The organism is Zunongwangia sp. HGR-M22 (genome assembly GCF_027594425.1).
Classification (GTDB): domain Bacteria; phylum Bacteroidota; class Bacteroidia; order Flavobacteriales; family Flavobacteriaceae; genus Zunongwangia.
The window spans coordinates 2,167,146-2,186,852 of the sequence record NZ_CP115159.1; the positions used below are offsets into that span (position 1 = coordinate 2,167,146).

Consider the following 19,707-nt stretch of genomic DNA (forward strand, 5'->3'; position numbering starts at 1 on the left):
GTTCTGTCGCTTTATTTGGGGAAGCTTGACCTGCTTATCATTCAAGCCCAGGATCTTGTAGATGGCCCGCAGGCCGAAAATAGTGTGCTTGAAAAAACTTTCGGATGGGGTTTTGTGCAGGTTTTGGCAATGAAAAAGATAATCATTGATCATTTCAGTAGAGAGGGTCTCCGGGCTTTGCTTGTAGTGCAGGCCCAGGTGAGCCAGGCATCGCTTGTAGTTGTTCAGGGTACTTGCGGCTTTCCCATTGATCGAAAAGCTCTTACCAAGTTGTAAGCATAGGTTTTCAAAGCCAGGAACTTCTGCGATAGCGGTCTCTACTATCATTTTACTTTTTTTTATACATAACGGTAAATTTTAGTTTATCTTAAATATAAGAATTGTTGTATTTTGGCTTAGTAAGCTTCCGACCGGTAGGGAGGATTCGTTCAACAATGGCTATAAGTAATTGCTTGTTCTCGCCTACTTCTGAAAATCCTCGCGGATTTTCAGCTTGGTGTGTACTTGCATAGTTAAGTGCTAACCCACGCAACTACTCATAGCCGAGACCGTCAGACTGTCTCAAAACCTAAGAATTTTGTATTTTTAGGATATGGAATACCAACAAGGACAAGACCGCGAACAGCTCAGCCTTTATTCGACCTGTTTGGATGATATGATCCCAGAGGATAACAGCGTACGGCTTATTGATCAATTCGTCAACTTGATCGATTTATCACAGATGGGCTTTCAAACTATAGGAACTCAAGGGAGGCCGCCTTATGACCCCGCAGATCTGCTCAAACTCTTTATCTATGGCTATATGAACCAGATGCGATCGTCCCGAAGATTGGAGAAAGAGGCTTATCGTAACATTGAAGTGATCTGGCTGATTAAAAACTTAAAACCCGATCACAATACCATTGCCCGGTTTAGAAAAGAAAACCCAAAAGCCATCCGAAAGGTGTTCCGGCAAAGCGTGGCTATCGCCCGTAACTTCAACCTGATCGGGGGAACACTTATTGCCGGGGATTCTACCAAGCTAAGGGCGCAAAACAGCAAAAAAAATAACTACAACAAAAAGAAAATACAGCGGCACTTAGAGTACATCGATAGAAAGCTCGAAGAGCATAACCAAGAACTGGCCAAGGCTGATGGCGATCAGAAAAAAACCGAAGAAATTAAAGAGCAAATTAAAGGGCGCAAACAGCAACAGACCAAATACCGGGCTATACAAAAACAATTAGACAAGGATGCTTCTTCTGAAAACCCACAACGATCGACCTCTGATCCTGATAGCAGACATCAAATTGTAAGGGGAACCGTTACCGAGGTCTGCTACACCGCGCAAACGACCGTAGATGCCAAACATAAGTTACTGATCGATTATAAACTCACCAATCAGAATGATAAAAAAGCAATGGGCTTCATGCTCAGAAGGGCCAAGTCCATTTTACGATCAAATTCCTTTACTGCACTCTATGATAAAGGCTATCATACCGGGAGCGAGTTCCATATTGCCGATAGTCTGGGTATCGATACCCTGGTGGCCATTCCGGCCATTGGACGTAAAAGTCAGGCGCCAGATCCTAAATACAATGCTGAAAACTTCATTTATAATACTGATGATGACGCCTATACTTGCCCCCAGGGAAATACTTTATACAGCAATGGCTCCTGGTACAAAGCCCGAAACTATACGTTTAAACAATACAAGACCAAGGCCTGTAAGGAATGCCCGGTACGCAGCAAGTGTACCACGGCCAAAGCTAACGGTAAGATTATACAGCGCACTCAATTTACCCAGAACATCCAAGGCAACGCCAAGCGGGTCGAACAAAGCGGAGAGCTTTATAAAGAGAGGCAGGCGCTGGTCGAGCATCCCTATGGCACTATGAAGCGCCAATGGGGTTTTGATCATATCATGACCAAAAGGGGCATCAAAGCAGCTTCGGCCGATTTTGGACTCATCGCACTGGCCTATAATTTAAGGAGATTGTTCAACAATAAAATCGACCTTAACGAACTAATATTCAACCTCTTTTTAAGCTTAAAGAAGCATATAGAAGACTATATAGGACTGAATAAAGCTTTTAACCAATACAAAACAAAAAATACTGATCATAGTATAAATTTTGTTTTCAATCCTAATTTCAACTATTTTTAAAATCAAATATGGTAGTTTTGAGACAGACTGCCGTTGTAAACAAGAACAACTTGGAAATTCAACTATAACGTTTAATAATAAGGAGGAATTATGTCCAGAAAAAATCTGAATTAGATAAAACCATTTTAACTTTCTTGAACTTTTTTAACATCACAATAAATTTTATATAAACCATGTAAAGTATATATAAAACCTATTACAGTTAAGGTATATTTTAAGTATAGTTTCGAATCAAATCTATCAGATATTGCTAATATTAAAATAACAATTCCCAATAGCGTAACAAATACAGGCGTTTTCTTTAATTTCATAATAGTATAGTTATGTTCACTAAATAAGTATCGATTTTCCGGTTTTTGTTACATCTCTAAAATTTCAATATAATAAACTGGAATTACTACATTAGACTGGACATAGAGTTGAATGAATATTATTGCAAGTTGTTAACTTAGCAATTATGAGACGTAAAGCCAAACATTACACCTTAGAGTTTAAGCAGAAAGCAGTAGAATTAAGTTACGCCAAAGGCAGTGTAGTACAGGTTTGTGAGGATCTGGATATCCTACCTGCTGTTCTTTACCGCTGGCGTAAAGAGCAAAAGAGTTATGGTAAGAATAGTTTTCCCGGCCGAGGTAATCCTAAAATGACCGATGAACAAAAAGAGATAGCTCGTTTAAAGAAACAGCTTAAAGAAGCTGAATTAGAACGTGATATCCTAAAAAAGGCAATTGGCATCTTCTCCGCGAGCGACAAGAAAAATATAGGTTCATAAAACAGCATCGTATGAAATTTCCTGCCCGTAAGATGTGCGCTATGTTAGCTGTGAGTAAAAGCGGTTATTACCACTGGTTGAAATCTGGCCCCAGCACCCTCTGGAAAGAAAATCAGAAGCTCTCTTCACTAATCAAAGATATATTTGAGGATAGTTACCAGAGCTATGGAGCTCCTAGAATAAAGGCTGAATTGAAAGCCCTAGGTTTTAAGGTATCAAAGCCACGGGTAGCCCGTATAATGAAGGCAAACTATTTATACGCTAAGAGAAAACGTAAATTTAGAACCACCACCGATAGTAACCATAAATATCCCATAGCACCAAACCTTTTGAACCAATGCTTTAATGTAGCTAGGGCTAATCAAGTATGGGTAAGCGATATTACTTATGTTCAGACTAAGCAAGGCTGGAGTTACCTAACAGTGATTATTGATTTATTTAATAGGAAAGTTATAGGATGGGCTTTAACTGATACCTTAAATACCGAGGATACTGTTATAAAAGCTTGGCAGATGGCTATTAAAAATACCACACTCACCTAACCTTTGATATTCCATTCAGACCAAGGTATCCAGTATGCCAGCCAAAGATTTACTAATCTACTTAAAAGCTATAAGGGCTTGGTAAAACAATCGATGAGTCGGAAAGGGAACTGCTGGGACAATGCAGTAGCGGAATCCTTTTTTAAATCCCTGAAAGTAGAATGGGTATATTGGTATAAATACAAGCTTATATCACAGGCAGAGTTATCTATCTTTCAGTGGATAGAAACCTGGTACAATACCAGAAGAAGACATTCTTATTTAGGAAACAGAACCATTAAAGAATTTGAAATAGATATGTATAATCAAAAACTAGCAGCATAGTCACTCAACTTAAAGTCCAGTTTTTTATTGCAAGTCCATGCATAACAGAATCGTTAAAATACATAGAAAGTAAAAAAATATACCATTCTTCTTCATCATGCTATAATTGATATGTAAAATATATTATATTTAGTTTTCAATTAACGACGCCATCAATCAAACTCATTTGCTATGTTTCAAAAATTAACTATTAAAATTTTTGCTTACAGCATCATCGTTTCCTTAGCTTTTTCTTGTAAGAATGACGTGAAAATTTCAGAAGATGAATATCAAATAGCTTCAGACACTATAAATTTTCAATGGCTTAAACTGAAACAAGATGGTTTCACAATTAATCATGGGGCTATACTGTTACCAGTTAAATTTGAAGGTATCGACAAAACTTTCAAGATGCAGTTGGATCTTGGAATTAATCACAACGTAATTTATGGTGATTCGTTAGAGGTAATTACATCAGCCTATCCTAATTTGAGTGAGAATATTCAGCATCGAGATAGTTATAATGTATTTTACAATAAATTAGCTTTCAGAAATGATCAAGAATTAAAATCTGATAATCTACTTATTCAGCAGAATTTTGGAGATAATGGAGATCTTAATGATTTAGATCTAATTGGAACAATTGGGGCCAACGAAATTAAAGGAAAGATTCTTATAATCGACTTTAAATCTCAAAATCTAGTTCTTACCGATAAACTTGAAACCTGGGAAGAACAGAAATTTAGTTTTACGCCATTAAAGTTCAAAAATAATCAGCTGTATTTAGATCTAATCGCAGGTGGCAATCGCCATCGTTTTATGTATAGTACTCAGGCTAGTCTGTTTCCACTAACCACTGTAGATAAAAGTTTATTCGATAAATTAACCAATAAGAGCATCAAAGAAAATAAGCAACTCAAATCCTTCGGAGAAAAAATTAGTTTTACAGGAAGCGATATAACAACAGCAGTTCGAATTGCCGATTTAAATCTACCGATAAACAACAAAAAAGCCTTTTTTACTGAAGCAAAAACAGCAGTAAAAACTTTAGAATCTGAAAATATAAAAGGTGTTATAGGGAATGATCTTTTTATGAATAATACGATAGTAATTGATTTGGTGAATAATAGATTTGGAATTCAATAATTCAAGACAAGATTAGTCAGCAGCAATTTTACTCTTCAAAAAGGATTGAAACCAACCCCAAAAACTTCAACTACAATTATCTAAAATCACTTGAAATCTTGTAGTTTTTTATCTGTAATTTCACCTTACCTGCATTGGTATCTGAGTTTCGCATGGTTTTACGGTCGATTTTGGTATCACTTCCCATAAAATTAAGCGGAATCTTAAGATTCTCGATAGCAAAAGAAACTTCAACATAATTGGGCAATATTTCTTCGGAAGTGTAATTCATAACCAGACGGTAACTTCCCTGTTTTTTTGTTGTAATTTCTGAAGTAATTATATGCTTATTTTCAGTATCCAGATAAAGTGTTGCCATGGCCATATCTGCTTTATCATCTTTCGGAATAATGCTTAAAACTTTCAATTCTCTACTGTCGAACGTTTGTAAGCCTCGATCTACGCTTATAAATGGATGATCAAAAATTTCTGAAAACGTAAAATCCAATCCGCGTTTGGGAAAAATAAGAAAGTCAGTACTAGAAAACTTTATTTTCTCACCCCGATTGTAATTTATAGTAGCCGTCTTTGTTGGCATGTTTATAAAAGGGGCTTCCACATCAATTATAATATCAGCAGTAAAATGGGAAATCTGATCCATTTGTTTTTTAATCGCAAATAGATCCTTGTCTATTTCCTGGTCTTCTAAAGCTGAAGTAACACTAAGTAAAATGTAAAAAAATATGTTCAATTTCATCCAATGTCGCTTTTACTAAATTTATAAATCCCAAAACGAACAAACAACAACGTATAGATAAAAAGGAATAAATTATTAAAGACGATTTTCTTTACATCTAAGTTGTAATTGAAAAACTGCTGCCAGGAATTAGTTAATTTCGGAAATAAAAGATCATTCATCATTCCAAAATCTGCTTTTAAAATAATGGAACACAGAATTAGGAAAAGCGCAGATGCTATCCAGGTCTTAGTTGGCTCCTTCAAGAAAATTCCTAAAGTTATGCTTACAGTAGTGAAGAAAATCATACTTAATGTTCCTGAAGCAAAAGCACAGGTTATTCGAAAAATGGCTTCTTCCGAAGAGAAAAAATTTAAAGTTCCCAGATAAACTACTAAATCTCCATCACCAAAAATGCTGTAAGCCAGTAAAAAACTTGTGAGCATTAAAATTCCCAACATCAAAATAGTAAATATAAGAGAGGTTATATACTTGGCTATAATTAGCTTTTTTTTGCTCACTGCCTGTAGCATTAGCGTCTTCAGCGTTCCCGTTTTATATTCCTCAGTTATTAATGCTGAACTCACGATCATCAAAATTAAAGGAAGATTAAACCAAAGTGAATTCAATACGATATAAAGTAAAAGGTTACCGTTAAGCAAATTTCCTTCAAAATAAAAAGATTGCCTTAAATTATCTAATAAGAGTTCTAAGACAGTTTTTCCCTGATAATAAGCTGCAAAAAAGATTATGAATTCTATGATTAGTATCGCAGCAATGGCATACCAGGTTTTTGCTTCTTTTAAGAGCTTAAATAATTCGATCTTTAACATCCTATATAACATTTTGGATAGGATTTAAAAGTTCATCTAAAGTTACTTGAGGGGTGCAGCTTGAAATTAAAAACTCTTTTTCAAGTAGCATTCGCAAAACCTCTGAGATTTCAGAAGTTGTGCACTTAATAGCTATTCTATTTACTTCTGCAGAAATTAGATTTGGTAACAAATTTTCCGCTTTTTCTATTCCATCTCCCTTAATTATATATGTTGAAACACAATTTTCAAATAATACATTGGTCTCTCCTTGAATAACGATTTTCCCGCTATCGATTACGTATAAATAATTACAGCAATTCTGTAATTCATTCATTAAATGCGAAGAGATAAGCACTGCTTTATTATTTGCAGCAAGTGATTTTATAAGCTGAATTAATGCTGAAACACCCGTTGGATCTAATCCTGAAAATGGCTCGTCTAAAATAATAATTTCAGGATCGTTTAAAAGTGCAATAGCAATTGCCAACCGTTGTTTAATTCCCATAGAAAAATTACGTACTGCATCTTTTCTATCTATTGGAAGTCCGACATTTTTTAAATATTCCTGAAGACTTACTTCGTTTCTTGGGGCATTTTGAATTTCAGCAAAGATCTTTAGATTCTCGTAAGCATTTAAATAACTATACAAGCCGGGATTTTCGATGATTGCACCAATAGGCTTCAATTTAGCCGAGTTGATTTTCAGAAAGCCTTCGTCTGGTGTAATTAGGTTTGTTAATAGTTTGAACAATGTGGTTTTACCAGCACCATTTTTACCTAGCAAGCCATAAATTCCCCCTGACTTTAGCTGAATAGAAATGTTATCTACTGCATTACCAGATTTGTATCTTTTAGTTAAATTGGTTGCCTTTAAAATCAATAAAGTAGATTTTGCTGATTTCTAAAATCAAATTTAGGAGTATAATAACGTTCCAAAAATGTACGCGACCAAAAATATCTTCGGAAAAGAAATAAAGGATCTTTAAGCATAAATAGAGGAATAAAATGGTACCAGGCTACGCCACATTTTTGATAAAACCGTTTAACATCATTATCCAAACCAAGCTCTTTCGCAGCTGCAAAAAATGCCATTCGTTGGCACTTACTTCCAATATAATTTTTGGCAATTTTTGAACTAAATCCATGTCTAAATAATTGATCTTTTACCCTTTTATAGTTTTGAAATCTGGACCAAACATCTGCCAATACCAAAAACATATGGATAAAAGAAAACATTAAACACCACAACCAAAAGCTAATAATTAGTAGATCTTCAGAATCTAATGATTTATATAATTCAGAATAATAGAAAAGAGTTTCTATAATAAATAATAGAAGTGCACCGTATAAGAGTTTCCCTACATTCCAATAAGATTCTAAAATTGTAGGCTGTTTTGGTAAATCATGGAAGTTCATACGGGAAATGCAATAACAATCCTTGCAAATATAAAATCATTGATTCATACGAGTACATTCATTGATTCGCTTTAATTAAATTTATAATCGGTGAAGTAGGTCTCTTTTTCATAACGTTGTCAAACTTCTAAAGTTTATTTAAGAGCCATTAAATTCGCTTTTTTGGTTCTTCATTGACGTGCAGCAGATGAATCTCGTTCGTTTAATGTCGTAGAAAGAACTTTTTGACTGCTTATGGGTTTACCGCTAGGATCCTTCAACATTTTGAGCATGATATTCATCACTTCCTGCCCTATTTTCTCCATAGGTTGAGATACGGCGGTAATGGACGGCGAATAAATTTCAAAGAAGTCATTATCATCAAAAGTGCTTATACCTATTTTATTTATCAAATCAGGAAAAGATTCTGTAATAAGCTCTAAGCCAATCTGAGTTAAATAATTGGTTGCAAAAAATAGCGCGTCTACATCCTCTTTGTTTAGAAAATTTTGAATGAGTTCTTTAATTTTCGATTTGTTATTTTCATAAAAAGGAACTTCTAAAATGAATTCTTTAAGATTGTTATCTTCTAAAGCCAATTTATATCCGTTTTTTCTATCTTGCATTTGCGTTTGCTCTGATGCGATAGTCACAAATGCTATTTTTCGAAACGAATTTTCAATTAGACGATTGGTTGCATTCTTAACTGCTTCAGCATTATTTACAATTACATAGTTCGTCTCTAAATCAGGAAAGTACCGATCAAATAAAACTACAGGAATATCATCTTCTACTAAATCCTGAATTTCACCTTGTATACCGGGTGAAGGTACTACTATATAACCATCTACTTGACGCTCCCTAAATAAATTGATGAGTTCCCTTGATCTTTCATCATCATTTTCATTACTACAAAACAATACTTTGTAACCTTTTTCGTAAGCGATATCTTCAATTATCCGAGCAACTTTAGAAAAAAAATAGTTCGAAATATCTTCGACCATCACAACTATAATTTTACTACGCCCCGTACGTAAACTTTGTGCAAGTAAATTAGGTTTGTAATTAATAGATTTGGCATATTCGATAATTTTATCGGCAACTTGATCTGAAATGCGTTTTTCTTTAGCCTTTCCATTTAAAACGAATGAAACCGTAGTTACAGATACATTAAGAGCTGCGGCGATATCTTTTATGGAGTATCGTTTATTTTTCATTTTAGGGTAGTGTTAGAATATATCGAATTATAGTTTATATAGTTAATATTAGTTTTTTTAAAATTATTATACATCCCAATACAATTTTAAATGCGGACTATGAATATACTTTTAATTAAATGACATTTATAATAGCTATAAATAAGGTTATTTATTTATAGCATAAATTCTCTTAAAAGAAACGAAATTTATTCCATATTTCGCCAAACTATCTAGGTAAATACAGCTAATTTAGAATTATGACAGCCATTTAACTATAGTAGTATCATTTAAAAAGTTGGACTTAAAGATTACTGAAGTTGTCTTTTGAATATACAGTCATATATTTCAAAAAAAAAGGGAGAGAGACACTACCCTCTCTCCCATCCATGTAAAATTCACACTTAAGAAACTCAAGCGTAATACTAAAAAATTATGCTTCTAATATACGTAAATCCTTTTAGCAAAAAATACTTATTGCGATATAAAAAATTAGAATGAAAAAACCCGATAATTTAGAATTATCGGGTTCTTTATATTTAAGGTTGTTTTACCAAAAATACCAGTAAAATGCTCCTGTTAAACCAAGTATAATTACCGAATGTATTACATCCCAATGATTCCAACTTTTTCGGTCTTCATCATCATCTTCTTTAGTAGTAGTTCCGAAAACTAAACCTTTAATTTTTGCAGCTTCCGGCGCTTCAGTTAATAAACTAACGATTACCACTACCAGTATACAAAATAAGAACATCCAACCGCAAAAGTAAAGCCAATTTAGATCATAAAACACGTATTGGAACAGTGAGTCTCCAGATACTTCTAAATTGCTATAATAAACTTTTGCACCTAAACGAGTCAATCCAATAATTAGTCCTGTAATCAATCCCCACATACCACCTTTTGCACTGGTACGTTTCCAGGTGATTCCCAACAAGAAAGCCGCAGCAATACCCGGGGCTAATACCGATTGTACATCTTGTAAGTATGTATATAATACATCACCAACGCTTCGCATAATAGGAATCCAAAGAATACCCAGTACTACAATTACCAAAGTAGCAATTTGTCCTATTCTTACTAATTTATTTTCAGGCGTTTCCGGTTTTAATTTCTTATAAAAATCTATTGTAAACAGCATTGCAGAAGAATTAAACAAAGAAGCCAAAGAACTCATCAAAGCTGCTAGAATTCCGCAAACTACCAGTCCCTTTACCCCTGCTGGTAATAATTTAGCTACCAAGGTTGGAAATGCTGCATCGGCATTGGCTACACCATTATCTAAAAATGGTAAGAAGCCTTCTCCTCCTGCGGATACGTTTTGATAATGAAGTGAAAATGCAATCATACCCGGAATTAAAAATAAGAACACCGGTAATAATTTCAAGTATGCTCCAAATATAGTTCCGCGTCGAGATTCTTTAAGATTTTTTCCTGAAAGAACTCTTTGAACAATATATTGATCTGTACACCAGTACCAAAATCCAATTATTGAAGATCCGATTAATGCACCCAACCAAGGAAAATCCTGGTCTTTATTACTTCTTATTAGATTTACCATAGAATCTCCATAATCATTAACTTCTACAGCACTGGTTATGGCCATCATTTCATCCCAGCCTCCTAATTCTTTAAGTCCTAATACTACAATAATCGCTGAACCTAAAAGTAAAATTGGTGTTTGCAAAATTGAAGTATATAAAACCGATTTCATTCCGCCGAAAATAGTATACAAAGCAGTAATTAAAACTAATCCAATCGCTGCAATCCAGAAGAAATCAATTCCCCATAAGGTCTCAATTCCAAAAACTTCCTGAAAAACTAATCCACCAGCATAAACGGTTACGGCAACTTTGGTAAGCACATAACTAATTAATGAAATCACAGAAAGAATCGTACGGGATTCTTTATTGTACCTTCTTTCTAAAAATTCTGGCATAGTGTACACCATACTACGACTATAAAAAGGAACAAACACCCATCCCAAAATAAGTATCATCCACCCCTGAATTTCCCAATGTGCCATTGCCATACCGCTTGAGGCTCCGGCTCCAGCGAGACCTATTAAATGTTCAGAACCGATATTGGAAGCAAATATGGATGTACCGATTGCAATCCAACCAGCATCTTTTCCTCCTAAAAAATAATCGGCTGAATTATTCGATTTTTGACTCACAACATATAGAATCACACCTATAAGTAAAAGACAAAAAACACCAATAACAACCCAGTCTAATAATTCGAATGTTTGCATAGTATTATTTTACAGAGAATTTAAATGTAGTTTTCGAATTGTACTTCTCTCCAGGATTTAGCACTACTGAAGGAAATTTTTCCTGATTTGGTGAATCTGGATAATGTTGTGTTTCTAAACAGAAACCTGAACGTTGTGCATATGTTCCTTCTCCACCTTGGCGCGGTAAAGTTCCATCTAGAAAATTACCTGTATAAAACTGGATTCCTGGTTCGGTAGTAGAAACTTCTAAGAAACGACCACTTTCAGGATCATAAGCTGAAGCTGCAAAATGCATATTCTCAGACTGGTCATTTAAAACCCAACAATGATCGTAGCCTTTACCTAATTGAAGTTGTTCATTTTCAGTTTCAATTTCTTTTCCTACTTTTTTTGCTTCCGTAAAATCAAAGGGTGTACCTTCAACTTTTCTTAATTCTCCGGTTGGAATCAACGTCTCATCTACCGGCAAAAATTCGTCGGCATTTATAACCACTTCGTGATCTAAGATAGTTTCTTCAAAATTACCGGTTAAATTAAAATAAGAATGTTGGGTAAGATTAACAATCGTTTTCTTATCGCTTTCAGCTTCATAAGCTACATCAAGAGAATTATCTTCATTCAAAGTGTAAGTCACAGTAACATCCAGATTTCCCGGATACCCCATTTCTCCATCTTTACTAGTGTATTTCAATATTAAAGAAGTACTATCAGAAGGAACTTCTGCAGTCCAAATAACTTTATCAAACCCCTGATCACCACCGTGAAGAGAGTTTTTTCCATCGTTTTGCGGAAGTTGATATTGCTCACCGTCTAAGCTGAATTTTCCTTCGGAAATTCTATTCCCATATCGACCAATTAAAGCACCAAAATAAGGATGTTCTGAAGTGTATTGACTCAATGAATCGAATCCTAAAATTACATCTTCAAATTCGTCATTTTTATCTGGAACTTTTAATGATGTTATACGACCACCATAAGTAATAATTTTTACTTCCATCCCTGCTTCGTTAGTTAAGGTATACTGTTCTACCTTTTCGCCGTTAGCAGTTGTACCGTAATTCTCTTTAGACAAGAAATCGATTTCGGATTTGGTTGTGGATATTTCTTCCTCTGTTTTTTCAGACTTTCCGTCTCCCTTACAATTAGTAAGGGAAAACAGAAAACTGAATAAACATAGGAAATAAACCGTATGTTTTATTTTTTTCATAATTAAGTACAATTACATTTTGTTTTGAAAGAGATGGTAGTACGCTTCATTTGAATTTAAGGTATCTTTAAACTCTCTTATTCTGGTATTTTCATCGATTACCAGAAGTTCTACTCCTGCAATATCTGCAAAATCTTCCATATATTCTGTAGTTAAAGCCTGAGAATAAACTGTATGATGCGCGCCACCCGCCAAAATCCATGCGGTAGCAGCTACCTCTAGATCTGGTTTACAATCCCAAAGAACTCTAGCTACTGGTAATTTTGGCAATTCTTGCTCGGGAGCAACTGCTTCAACTTCATTAACTATAAGTCTAAAGCGATTTCCCATATCAATCCAAGTAGCGTTTATCGCATCTCCAACTGGAGAATTAAAAACTAAACGTACAGGATCTTCTTTTCCTCCGATCCCTAAAGGATGAACTTCACATGAAGGTTTCGCATCTGCAATACTTGGACAAATCTCTAGCATATGCGATCCCATTACTAATGATTTTTCTGGAGTAAAATGATAAGTATAATCTTCCATAAAAGAAGTTCCACCTTCCAGGCCATGAGCCATAACTTTCATTACTCGTGTTAAGGCAGCTGTCTTCCAGTCACCTTCGCCTCCAAAACCATATCCATCAGCCATAAGACGTTGTACGGCAAGACCCGGTAATTGTTTTAATTCGCCAAGATTTTCGAAAGTATCAGTAAATGCTTTAAAACCGCCTTCATCTAAAAATTTACGTAAACCTAATTCGATTTTCGCAGCGTCGATTAAAGATTGTCTTTGATCGCCGCCTTCTTTAAGGCTTTCGGTAAGATTATAGTCTTTAGCGTAAGTTTCTAAAAGTTGATTTAGTTCCTCATTGGTAATTTCATTAATCTTAGCTACAACATCAGAAGAATCGTATGCATTTACAGCAACTCCAAACTTCAATTGTGCTTCAACTTTATCACCTTCAGTAACGGCAACATTACGCATGTTATCACCAATACGAGCAACTTTTAAATTTTGCATTTCGTCCCATCCTAAAGCTACACGAGACCAAATACCAAGTTTCTTTTGTACCCTTTCAGATTTCCAATGTCCAACTACAACTTTGCGTTTTTTACGCATTCTGGACATCATAAAACCAAATTCGCGATCACCATGAGCCGATTGATTAAGATTCATAAAATCCATATCGATATCACTCCACGGCACCTCTGCATTAAATTGTGTATGTAAATGGCAAATTGGCTTACTTAATAAAGTTAAACCTTTAATCCACATTTTTGCTGGAGAAAAAGTATGCATCCAAGCAATTAAACCGATACATCCTTCTGAATTGTTTGCGTCGCGCATCACTGCTGCGATTTCATCCTCAGTTTTTACTGTATCTTTATAAACAATTTTAACCGGAATTTCTGAAGATGCATCTAATCCTTCTACAATTTCTTTTGAATTTTTTGCTACCTGCTCTAAAGTTTCAGGTCCGTATAAATGCTGGCTTCCTGTTATAAACCAGATTTCTTTACTTTCTATAGCAACCATTGATTATTTTGTTAGGGTTATTAGTTTTGACCGTAATAGGCATTTTTACCATGCTTACGCTCGTAATGTTTTTTAATTAAAGAATCTTTTAATCTTGGGGCATTAGGATTAATTTGTAAAGTTAGATAAGCCATTTTACCAACTTCTTCTAAAACCTTACTGTTGTAAACTGCCTTTGCCGCAGTTGGCCCCCAGGTAAAAGGACCATGGTTTCCTAATAGAACCATTTGAACCTCCTCGTAAGACAAGCCTTTATCCTTGAAGCAATCCAGAATTTGAATACCGGTATTATATTCGTAATTACCAGCAATCAACTCATCCTTCATTGGTGGGGCACATGGAATATCGGCTGTTAAATGATCTGCATGGGTCGTTCCAAAAATTGGAATATCTAGCTGTGATTGCGCCCAAGCTACAGAGTATGTTGCATGGGTGTGCGCAATTCCTCCAATATTTTCCCAGTTTTTATATAAATAAGCATGAGTTTTTGTATCTGAAGAGGGACGCATCTCGCCTTCGATTACATTATTATCGAAATCAAGAATTACAATATCTTCAGGCTTAAGCTCTGCATACGGTACACCGCTAGGTTTAATAGCAAAAACCTTCTCTTTGCGATCTACTGCACTCACGTTACCAAAAGTATAAATCACTAGATCTAATGCATCCAATTGCATGTTTGCCTCGTAACATTCCTGTTTCAGTGCTTGATATTTAGAACTCATTATTTATGTTTTTTTGTGATACTTTCTTCAACAAAATGACTTAATTCTTTATAAGCTGCCATTTGTTTTTCGTATGCTACCAGCATTTCTGGCTGTGGATAATATTCCGCTTCAAAATCGCTTCCTAAAGTTTTGCTGGCTGTAATAACGTCATCGTATAAACCAGCAGCGACTGCAGCATAAACAGCAGATCCTAAAGCTGGTGCTTCGTCTGAAGCCGCAACTTTTATAGGCATATTTAAAGTATTCGCAAGAGTCTGCATGATATAAGCAGATTTTCTAGCAACTCCTCCAATACCAATAACTGTTTTTATTTCTACCCCTTCTTCTTTAAAACGATCTACGATTTCTTTTGCTCCAAAGCAAATAGAGTTAACTAATGCCTTAAAGATATGTGGCGCTTTACTTCCTAATGAAAGATTGCTAATTGCGCTTTTTAATTCCTGATTTGCATCTGGAGTACGGCGACCATTAATCCAATCTAACGCTACCGGAATACTATCGCTAATATCTATAGCCTCTGCTTCAGCAGATAATTCAGCAATAAATTTTTTATCAACTTCAGCTTTTAATGCTGCAATTTGTTCTTCAGAAAGAATCTCAGAATTGTATACAAGATGGTTTAATGGCCATGATAATACATTTTTGAACCAGGCCAGCACATCACCAAAAGCAGATTGTCCAGCTTCTAAACCAACCATCCCCGGTATTACAGATCCATCTACCTGTCCGCATATGCCTTTAACCGTGTTATCACCTACTACATTATAAGGTGAAACAATAATATCACAAGTTGAAGTCCCCATAACACGTACCAAAGCATGCTCTTCTACTTTTGCACCTACGGCACCAGAATGTGCATCAAATGTACCAACAGCGATAACAGTATCTTCAGAAAGGCCTAATTTAGAAGCCCATTCTTTACTGATTTTACCAGCAACTTCATCTGAGGTATAAGTTTCGTCGTATAATTTTGATCTTAAATCTGCACAATATGGATGTAATTTTCCTAAAAATTCTTCTGATGGTAAACCTCCCCAGCTCTCGTGCCACATTGCTTTATGTCCTGCACCACATCTACTTCTTTTAAAAGAAGCTAGATCGGTATCTTCAATAAGAAGATAGGTCATAATATCACAATGTTCCATCCAAGAATATGCAGCGTTTTTAACCGCTTCATCTTCTCTAACGATGTGTGTTATTTTTGCCCAAAACCACTCTGAAGAATAGATACCTCCTTCGTATTTTGTATAGTTCTCGCCACCCCAGTTTTCTGCTAACTCATTAATCTCATTAGCCTCTTTAATGGCTGTATGATCTTTCCATAAGATCATCATGGCATTGGGGTTATCTTTAAAACCATCGGTTAAAGCTAGAGGTGTACCGTCTTTAGTTACCGGTACAGGTGAAGAACCTGTGGTATCTATACAGATACCTTTTACTGCTTCGCCATTTACACCACTTTTTTCAATGACTCCCTTTATTGTTTTTTCCAGACCTTCAATATGATCCAGAGGATGTTGCCGAAATCGATTGAGACTTGCATCGCAGAAAAGTTGTTTTTTCCAGCGTGGATACCAAAACGTGTCTGAAGCAAGCTCCTTTCCACTTTTACTATCTACTAAAACAGCTCTTACAGAATCTGTCCCGTAATCAAGTCCTATTACATAACTTTCCATGTATTCTAACTTTTTGTCTGAAACAAATATATAATTTTTGTTTTATTAAGTGTAATAGAAACACTTATAATTTTAAGATTTCTTTAATTTTTATTCTTAAAATGAATAAGGTTTCAATTTTATGATTTATCGATACTTAAAATTTATCTGATTCTCAATAAAAATGAACAAAAGAGGATTTACATAAGGCCTTCATTTCCTTAATTCTAAATCCCCATTTATTCATTTATGTTAGTATAATTTAAAAACTGGTCTGCCGTTTTCATCAAATTTTACTTCCATTAACCTTGCATGTCGATTAGGATCATATAATGGATCTGCTTTAATTTCTTCTAAAGATCTTTTATCTGATTCTGGAACCATTTTAGGATCACCAACTGCCTTTTCATAATCCCTGGCGTGATAGATCATTAAAGGATTACCATTTTCATCTACGGTAAAAGAATTATGACCTGGGCCATAAATGCTTTTTTCTTCATTCGTTTTTAAAACTGAATATCTTGATTTTGTCCAGGAATTTCTGTCCAATAGATCTGCATCAGCATCAGCCTCCATTATTCCCATGCTGTAAGAAGCTCCTGTGGCACTTGCAGAAAAAGTAATAAAAATCTTACCATCATTTTTGATTACTGCAGGACCTTCATTTACCCAAAAATCTACTCGCTCCCAGTCGTAATCTGGTGTTGTTAGCATAAATTGAACCGTTTTTAATTTGATTGGTGATTCCATTTCAGCTAAATATAAATTAGAAGCCGCAAATTGTCCGCCGGTTTTTTCGGCCCAGCAGAAATAACGTTTCCCATTATTTTCGAAAACAGTTCCGTCTAAAGAAAAATCAGTAAAACTCATCGGGTCATTGTCTGCCGCTTGCATCATTCCAAGTTCTTTCCAGTCATCTTCTAAGGGATTCTGGCCGGTACATTCTAAAACGTAAGGTCTTAATTTCCAAATATCACTTTCTTCGCTTCCTGCAAAATACACGTACCATTTTCCATCTAAAAAATGGATTTCTGGTGCCCAAATATGCCGACTCATGGGTCCACTTTCATGTTTTTCCCAAACCCGAACCGGTTTAGCATCCTGCAAACCTTTAATAGTTTTTGCTCTTCTTATTTCGATAGCATCGTAAGTAGGAACAGATCCTGTAAAGTAATAATATCCATCTGTATGTTTATATACAAATGGATCTGCTCGTTGCAACACAATAGGATCATTAGATTTTACAAAATTTTTATCTTTTGATGGATCACCCTGTGCATTAATCTGAGAATAGTTAGCCATCCCAAGAACAGAAATAGCTACCAAAACCATATTTAAAAATGATTTAATTTTCATATTATTAATTTTTCGTGAGAATTTTAATTCAATTTTAGTTGTTCTGGCCAATCATTTTCCCAGCTTAATTCTTTGATCCTTAATTTTGGCTTGGCTCCGTCTTGAGCATCGTAGGCATGGAAAAACATATAATCTTTACCATCAAAAGTATATACGCTATTATGCCCTGCTCCATACCAGTTTTCATTCCCTTCTACTACCAACGTACCTCCGCCATTGGCCAGAGATTTACCCGATTGATCTAAATAAGGCCCTTTAACCGATTTTGATCTTCCTACTACCACTTTATAAGTACTGTCTTCCCCGCGACAACACAGATCCCAGGAGATAAACAGATAATACCAGCCATCTTTCTTAAAAATAAAAGGAGCTTCTAATGCCGCATCACCAGGATTTTTATCTGGAATATCAAAAGAGCGCTCTCTTCTGGCAATGGTATACCATTCTTCCGGTTGCGCTACAGATTTTAAATCTTTACTTAATTTCACCAATTTGAGTCCGTCCCAAAAAGAACCAAAGTTTAACCAGGCCGTACCTTCTTCATCAAAAACAATATTGGGATCTATGGCATTCCACATATCGCGATTAGGAACAGATTGCACAATGATCCCCTGGTCTTCCCATTTATAATTCGGGCTATTTGGATCTAAAGTTGAATTGATCGTTAAGCCGATTGCTGAAGTATTTTTAGCAAATGCTGAAACAGAATAATACAAATAGAATTTGCCTTCATGCTCAACAATATCGGGTGCCCAAATATGATTTCTAAATTCAGGAACTACCCCATCGGTCCATGAAGGTTTTTCTTCAAAAACCGGAGCTTCATGTTTCCATTCTTTTAAATCTTCCGAAGAAAACATTGAAATTCCTCTACCGGTACAAAACATATAATATTTTCCTTCAGCTTTTATAGCTACCGGATCATGTACCATGGTTTCGTTAGTTGGAGTTATCATTTGTGCTGAAGCTAGAAAACCATTCAGCAATAACCCTAATAAACAATATCTCAAATTTTTCATATTATTCTTGTATTCCTTCTGAAGTCATTATTATTCTTTTTAATGTATTATCGTCGTTATAGTATAAACGATCGATACAAACCGATCTTCTAAAACTTCCTCCATGGGTAGGAATGCTGCCATTGTGATAAATAAAATACCATTTATCCTTAAATTCTATAATCGCCTGATGGTTGGTATTGGAATTACCAGCAACTTCATTCAATATTCCTTTATATTCCCACGGTCCTTCGATAGATTTACTCATTGCGTAAGCTGTTTTCTCCGGAAATTTATAAGCATAAGAAAGATAATACCAATCATCTTTTTTATGGATCCAGGGAGCTTCGGTAAAATGTGGAAGGTCTACCGTCTGAATTTCACCTTCAAATTCGATCATATTATCCTTCAATTTCACCCAATAAAGTTGCGTATTTCCCCAATATAGATAAGCATCTCCATTATCTTCAATCCAAACGGTAGGGTCGATATCATCCCAGGAAATATCGGTATATTCGGTAGTCATATCGTTAGTGATAAGCGCACTACCCCGGGCATCTTCAAAAGGCCCAACCGGCGAATCTGATACGGCAACACCAATGGCTTTACCGGGATGTTCATCATTATGTTCTACAGTTAAATACCAGTAAAATTTACCGTCTCTTTCAATAACCTGAGCAGCCCACGCCGAACCTTTAGCCCATTCAAAATCTTTCGCTTTTAGAGGAACTTTATGTTCTTTCCAATTCACCATGTCTGCCGAGCTATATACCAACCATTCGTCCATTTTATAAAAGTTACGGTCTAATGGCGCTTCATCATGTCCTGCGTAAATATAAACTGAATCTTTATACACCAATGCAGCAGGATCTGCCGTGTATTTATTGGTAATAATCGGATTATTAAAATTTTCTTCCTGTGCTAGTCCTACAGCTGAAGTAGCCATAAATGCACCACATACTACTAGTTTTGCAAT

At 35.4% G+C, this 19,707-nt stretch carries 16 protein-coding genes and 1 pseudogene; 4 read left to right on the top strand and 13 right to left on the bottom strand.

Annotated features, from left to right (window positions below):
- Nucleotides 1-15 precede the first annotated feature (15 nt).
- From PBT91_RS09405 to PBT91_RS09420, 4 genes and pseudogenes are all read left to right on the top strand, one after another.
- Nucleotides 16-276: a hypothetical protein gene (locus PBT91_RS09405; protein ID WP_270061489.1), complete on the top strand. Its 261-nt coding sequence runs from the start codon at nucleotides 16-18 to the stop codon at nucleotides 274-276.
- A gap of 316 nt (nucleotides 277-592) precedes the next feature.
- Nucleotides 593-2,146 carry an IS1182 family transposase gene (locus PBT91_RS09410; protein ID WP_270058225.1) on the top strand — a complete coding sequence of 518 codons (1,554 nt, stop codon included), beginning with the start codon at nucleotides 593-595 and terminating at the stop codon, nucleotides 2,144-2,146.
- 433 nt (nucleotides 2,147-2,579) lie between these two features.
- Nucleotides 2,580-3,784, top strand: a pseudogene (locus tag PBT91_RS09415) (IS3 family transposase).
- Between the two features lie 171 nt (nucleotides 3,785-3,955).
- Nucleotides 3,956-4,909, top strand: a complete 954-nt coding sequence (locus PBT91_RS09420) for a hypothetical protein (RefSeq protein WP_270058226.1) — start codon at nucleotides 3,956-3,958, stop codon at nucleotides 4,907-4,909.
- 76 nt (nucleotides 4,910-4,985) lie between these two features.
- On the opposite strand, the gene PBT91_RS09425 is transcribed toward PBT91_RS09420, so the two are convergent.
- From PBT91_RS09425 to PBT91_RS09485, 13 genes are all read right to left on the bottom strand, one after another.
- Nucleotides 4,986-5,645, bottom strand: coding sequence for a hypothetical protein (locus tag PBT91_RS09425; protein ID WP_270058227.1), 660 nt, complete (start codon nucleotides 5,643-5,645; stop codon nucleotides 4,986-4,988).
- On the bottom strand, nucleotides 5,642-6,457 hold the full coding sequence (locus PBT91_RS09430) for an ABC transporter permease (protein WP_270058228.1): 816 nt from the start codon (nucleotides 6,455-6,457) through the stop codon (nucleotides 5,642-5,644). Before PBT91_RS09430 ends, PBT91_RS09425 begins: the two co-directional genes overlap by 4 nt.
- 1 nt (nucleotide 6,458) lies before the next feature.
- Nucleotides 6,459-7,319, bottom strand: coding sequence for an ABC transporter ATP-binding protein (locus tag PBT91_RS09435; protein WP_270058229.1), 861 nt, complete (start codon nucleotides 7,317-7,319; stop codon nucleotides 6,459-6,461).
- The gene (locus PBT91_RS09440) at nucleotides 7,316-7,855 is read right to left on the bottom strand and encodes a hypothetical protein (RefSeq protein ID WP_270058230.1); all 540 of its coding nucleotides are present in this window, start codon (nucleotides 7,853-7,855) and stop codon (nucleotides 7,316-7,318) included. The genes PBT91_RS09435 and PBT91_RS09440 overlap by 4 nt, the downstream gene beginning before the upstream one ends.
- A gap of 170 nt (nucleotides 7,856-8,025) precedes the next feature.
- Entirely contained in the window at nucleotides 8,026-9,051 is a 1,026-nt protein-coding gene (locus PBT91_RS09445) for a LacI family DNA-binding transcriptional regulator (RefSeq protein ID WP_270058231.1), read from the bottom strand.
- Between the two features lie 529 nt (nucleotides 9,052-9,580).
- A complete protein-coding gene (locus PBT91_RS09450) occupies nucleotides 9,581-11,284 on the bottom strand; it encodes a sodium:solute symporter (protein ID WP_270058232.1) in 1,704 nt (567 codons plus the stop codon).
- A 4-nt stretch (nucleotides 11,285-11,288) separates the two neighbouring features.
- On the bottom strand, nucleotides 11,289-12,473 hold the full coding sequence (locus PBT91_RS09455; protein ID WP_270058233.1) for an aldose epimerase family protein: 1,185 nt from the start codon (nucleotides 12,471-12,473) through the stop codon (nucleotides 11,289-11,291).
- 12 nt (nucleotides 12,474-12,485) lie between these two features.
- On the bottom strand, nucleotides 12,486-13,994 hold the full coding sequence (gene araA / locus PBT91_RS09460; protein ID WP_270058234.1) for an L-arabinose isomerase: 1,509 nt from the start codon (nucleotides 13,992-13,994) through the stop codon (nucleotides 12,486-12,488).
- A gap of 20 nt (nucleotides 13,995-14,014) precedes the next feature.
- Complete coding sequence (locus PBT91_RS09465) at nucleotides 14,015-14,719, bottom strand: L-ribulose-5-phosphate 4-epimerase (protein ID WP_270058235.1); 705 nt, start codon at nucleotides 14,717-14,719, stop codon at nucleotides 14,015-14,017.
- Nucleotides 14,719-16,398, bottom strand: a complete 1,680-nt coding sequence (locus tag PBT91_RS09470; protein ID WP_270058236.1) for a ribulokinase — start codon at nucleotides 16,396-16,398, stop codon at nucleotides 14,719-14,721. Before PBT91_RS09470 ends, PBT91_RS09465 begins: the two co-directional genes overlap by 1 nt.
- Nucleotides 16,399-16,629: 231 nt before the next feature.
- Complete coding sequence (locus PBT91_RS09475) at nucleotides 16,630-17,733, bottom strand: family 43 glycosylhydrolase (protein ID WP_270058237.1); 1,104 nt, start codon at nucleotides 17,731-17,733, stop codon at nucleotides 16,630-16,632.
- 23 nt (nucleotides 17,734-17,756) lie between these two features.
- Nucleotides 17,757-18,752, bottom strand: a complete 996-nt coding sequence (locus PBT91_RS09480; protein ID WP_270058238.1) for an arabinan endo-1,5-alpha-L-arabinosidase — start codon at nucleotides 18,750-18,752, stop codon at nucleotides 17,757-17,759.
- 1 nt (nucleotide 18,753) lies between these two features.
- Nucleotides 18,754-19,677, bottom strand: a complete 924-nt coding sequence (locus tag PBT91_RS09485; protein WP_443089646.1) for a glycoside hydrolase family 43 protein — start codon at nucleotides 19,675-19,677, stop codon at nucleotides 18,754-18,756.
- Nucleotides 19,678-19,707: the final 30 nt, after the last annotated feature.

Excerpts from the sequence above, each read along its gene's own strand:
- PBT91_RS09480 (WP_270058238.1), bottom strand. The coding sequence starts at position 18,752 with ATGAAAAATTTGAGATATTGTTTATTAGGGTTATTGCTGAATGGTTTT.
- PBT91_RS09450 (WP_270058232.1), bottom strand. The coding sequence starts at position 11,284 with ATGCAAACATTCGAATTATTAGACTGGGTTGTTATTGGTGTTTTTTGT.
- PBT91_RS09430 (WP_270058228.1), bottom strand. The coding sequence starts at position 6,457 with ATGTTAAAGATCGAATTATTTAAGCTCTTAAAAGAAGCAAAAACCTGG.
- PBT91_RS09410 (WP_270058225.1), top strand. The coding sequence starts at position 593 with ATGGAATACCAACAAGGACAAGACCGCGAACAGCTCAGCCTTTATTCG.
- PBT91_RS09425 (WP_270058227.1), bottom strand. The coding sequence starts at position 5,645 with ATGAAATTGAACATATTTTTTTACATTTTACTTAGTGTTACTTCAGCT.
- PBT91_RS09485 (WP_443089646.1), bottom strand. The coding sequence starts at position 19,677 with ATGGCTACTTCAGCTGTAGGACTAGCACAGGAAGAAAATTTTAATAAT.
- PBT91_RS09445 (WP_270058231.1), bottom strand. The coding sequence starts at position 9,051 with ATGAAAAATAAACGATACTCCATAAAAGATATCGCCGCAGCTCTTAAT.
- PBT91_RS09455 (WP_270058233.1), bottom strand. The coding sequence starts at position 12,473 with ATGAAAAAAATAAAACATACGGTTTATTTCCTATGTTTATTCAGTTTT.
- PBT91_RS09420 (WP_270058226.1), top strand. The coding sequence starts at position 3,956 with ATGTTTCAAAAATTAACTATTAAAATTTTTGCTTACAGCATCATCGTT.
- araA (WP_270058234.1), bottom strand. The coding sequence starts at position 13,994 with ATGGTTGCTATAGAAAGTAAAGAAATCTGGTTTATAACAGGAAGCCAG.
- PBT91_RS09470 (WP_270058236.1), bottom strand. The coding sequence starts at position 16,398 with ATGGAAAGTTATGTAATAGGACTTGATTACGGGACAGATTCTGTAAGA.
- PBT91_RS09465 (WP_270058235.1), bottom strand. The coding sequence starts at position 14,719 with ATGAGTTCTAAATATCAAGCACTGAAACAGGAATGTTACGAGGCAAAC.
- PBT91_RS09440 (WP_270058230.1), bottom strand. The coding sequence starts at position 7,855 with ATGAACTTCCATGATTTACCAAAACAGCCTACAATTTTAGAATCTTAT.
- PBT91_RS09475 (WP_270058237.1), bottom strand. The coding sequence starts at position 17,733 with ATGAAAATTAAATCATTTTTAAATATGGTTTTGGTAGCTATTTCTGTT.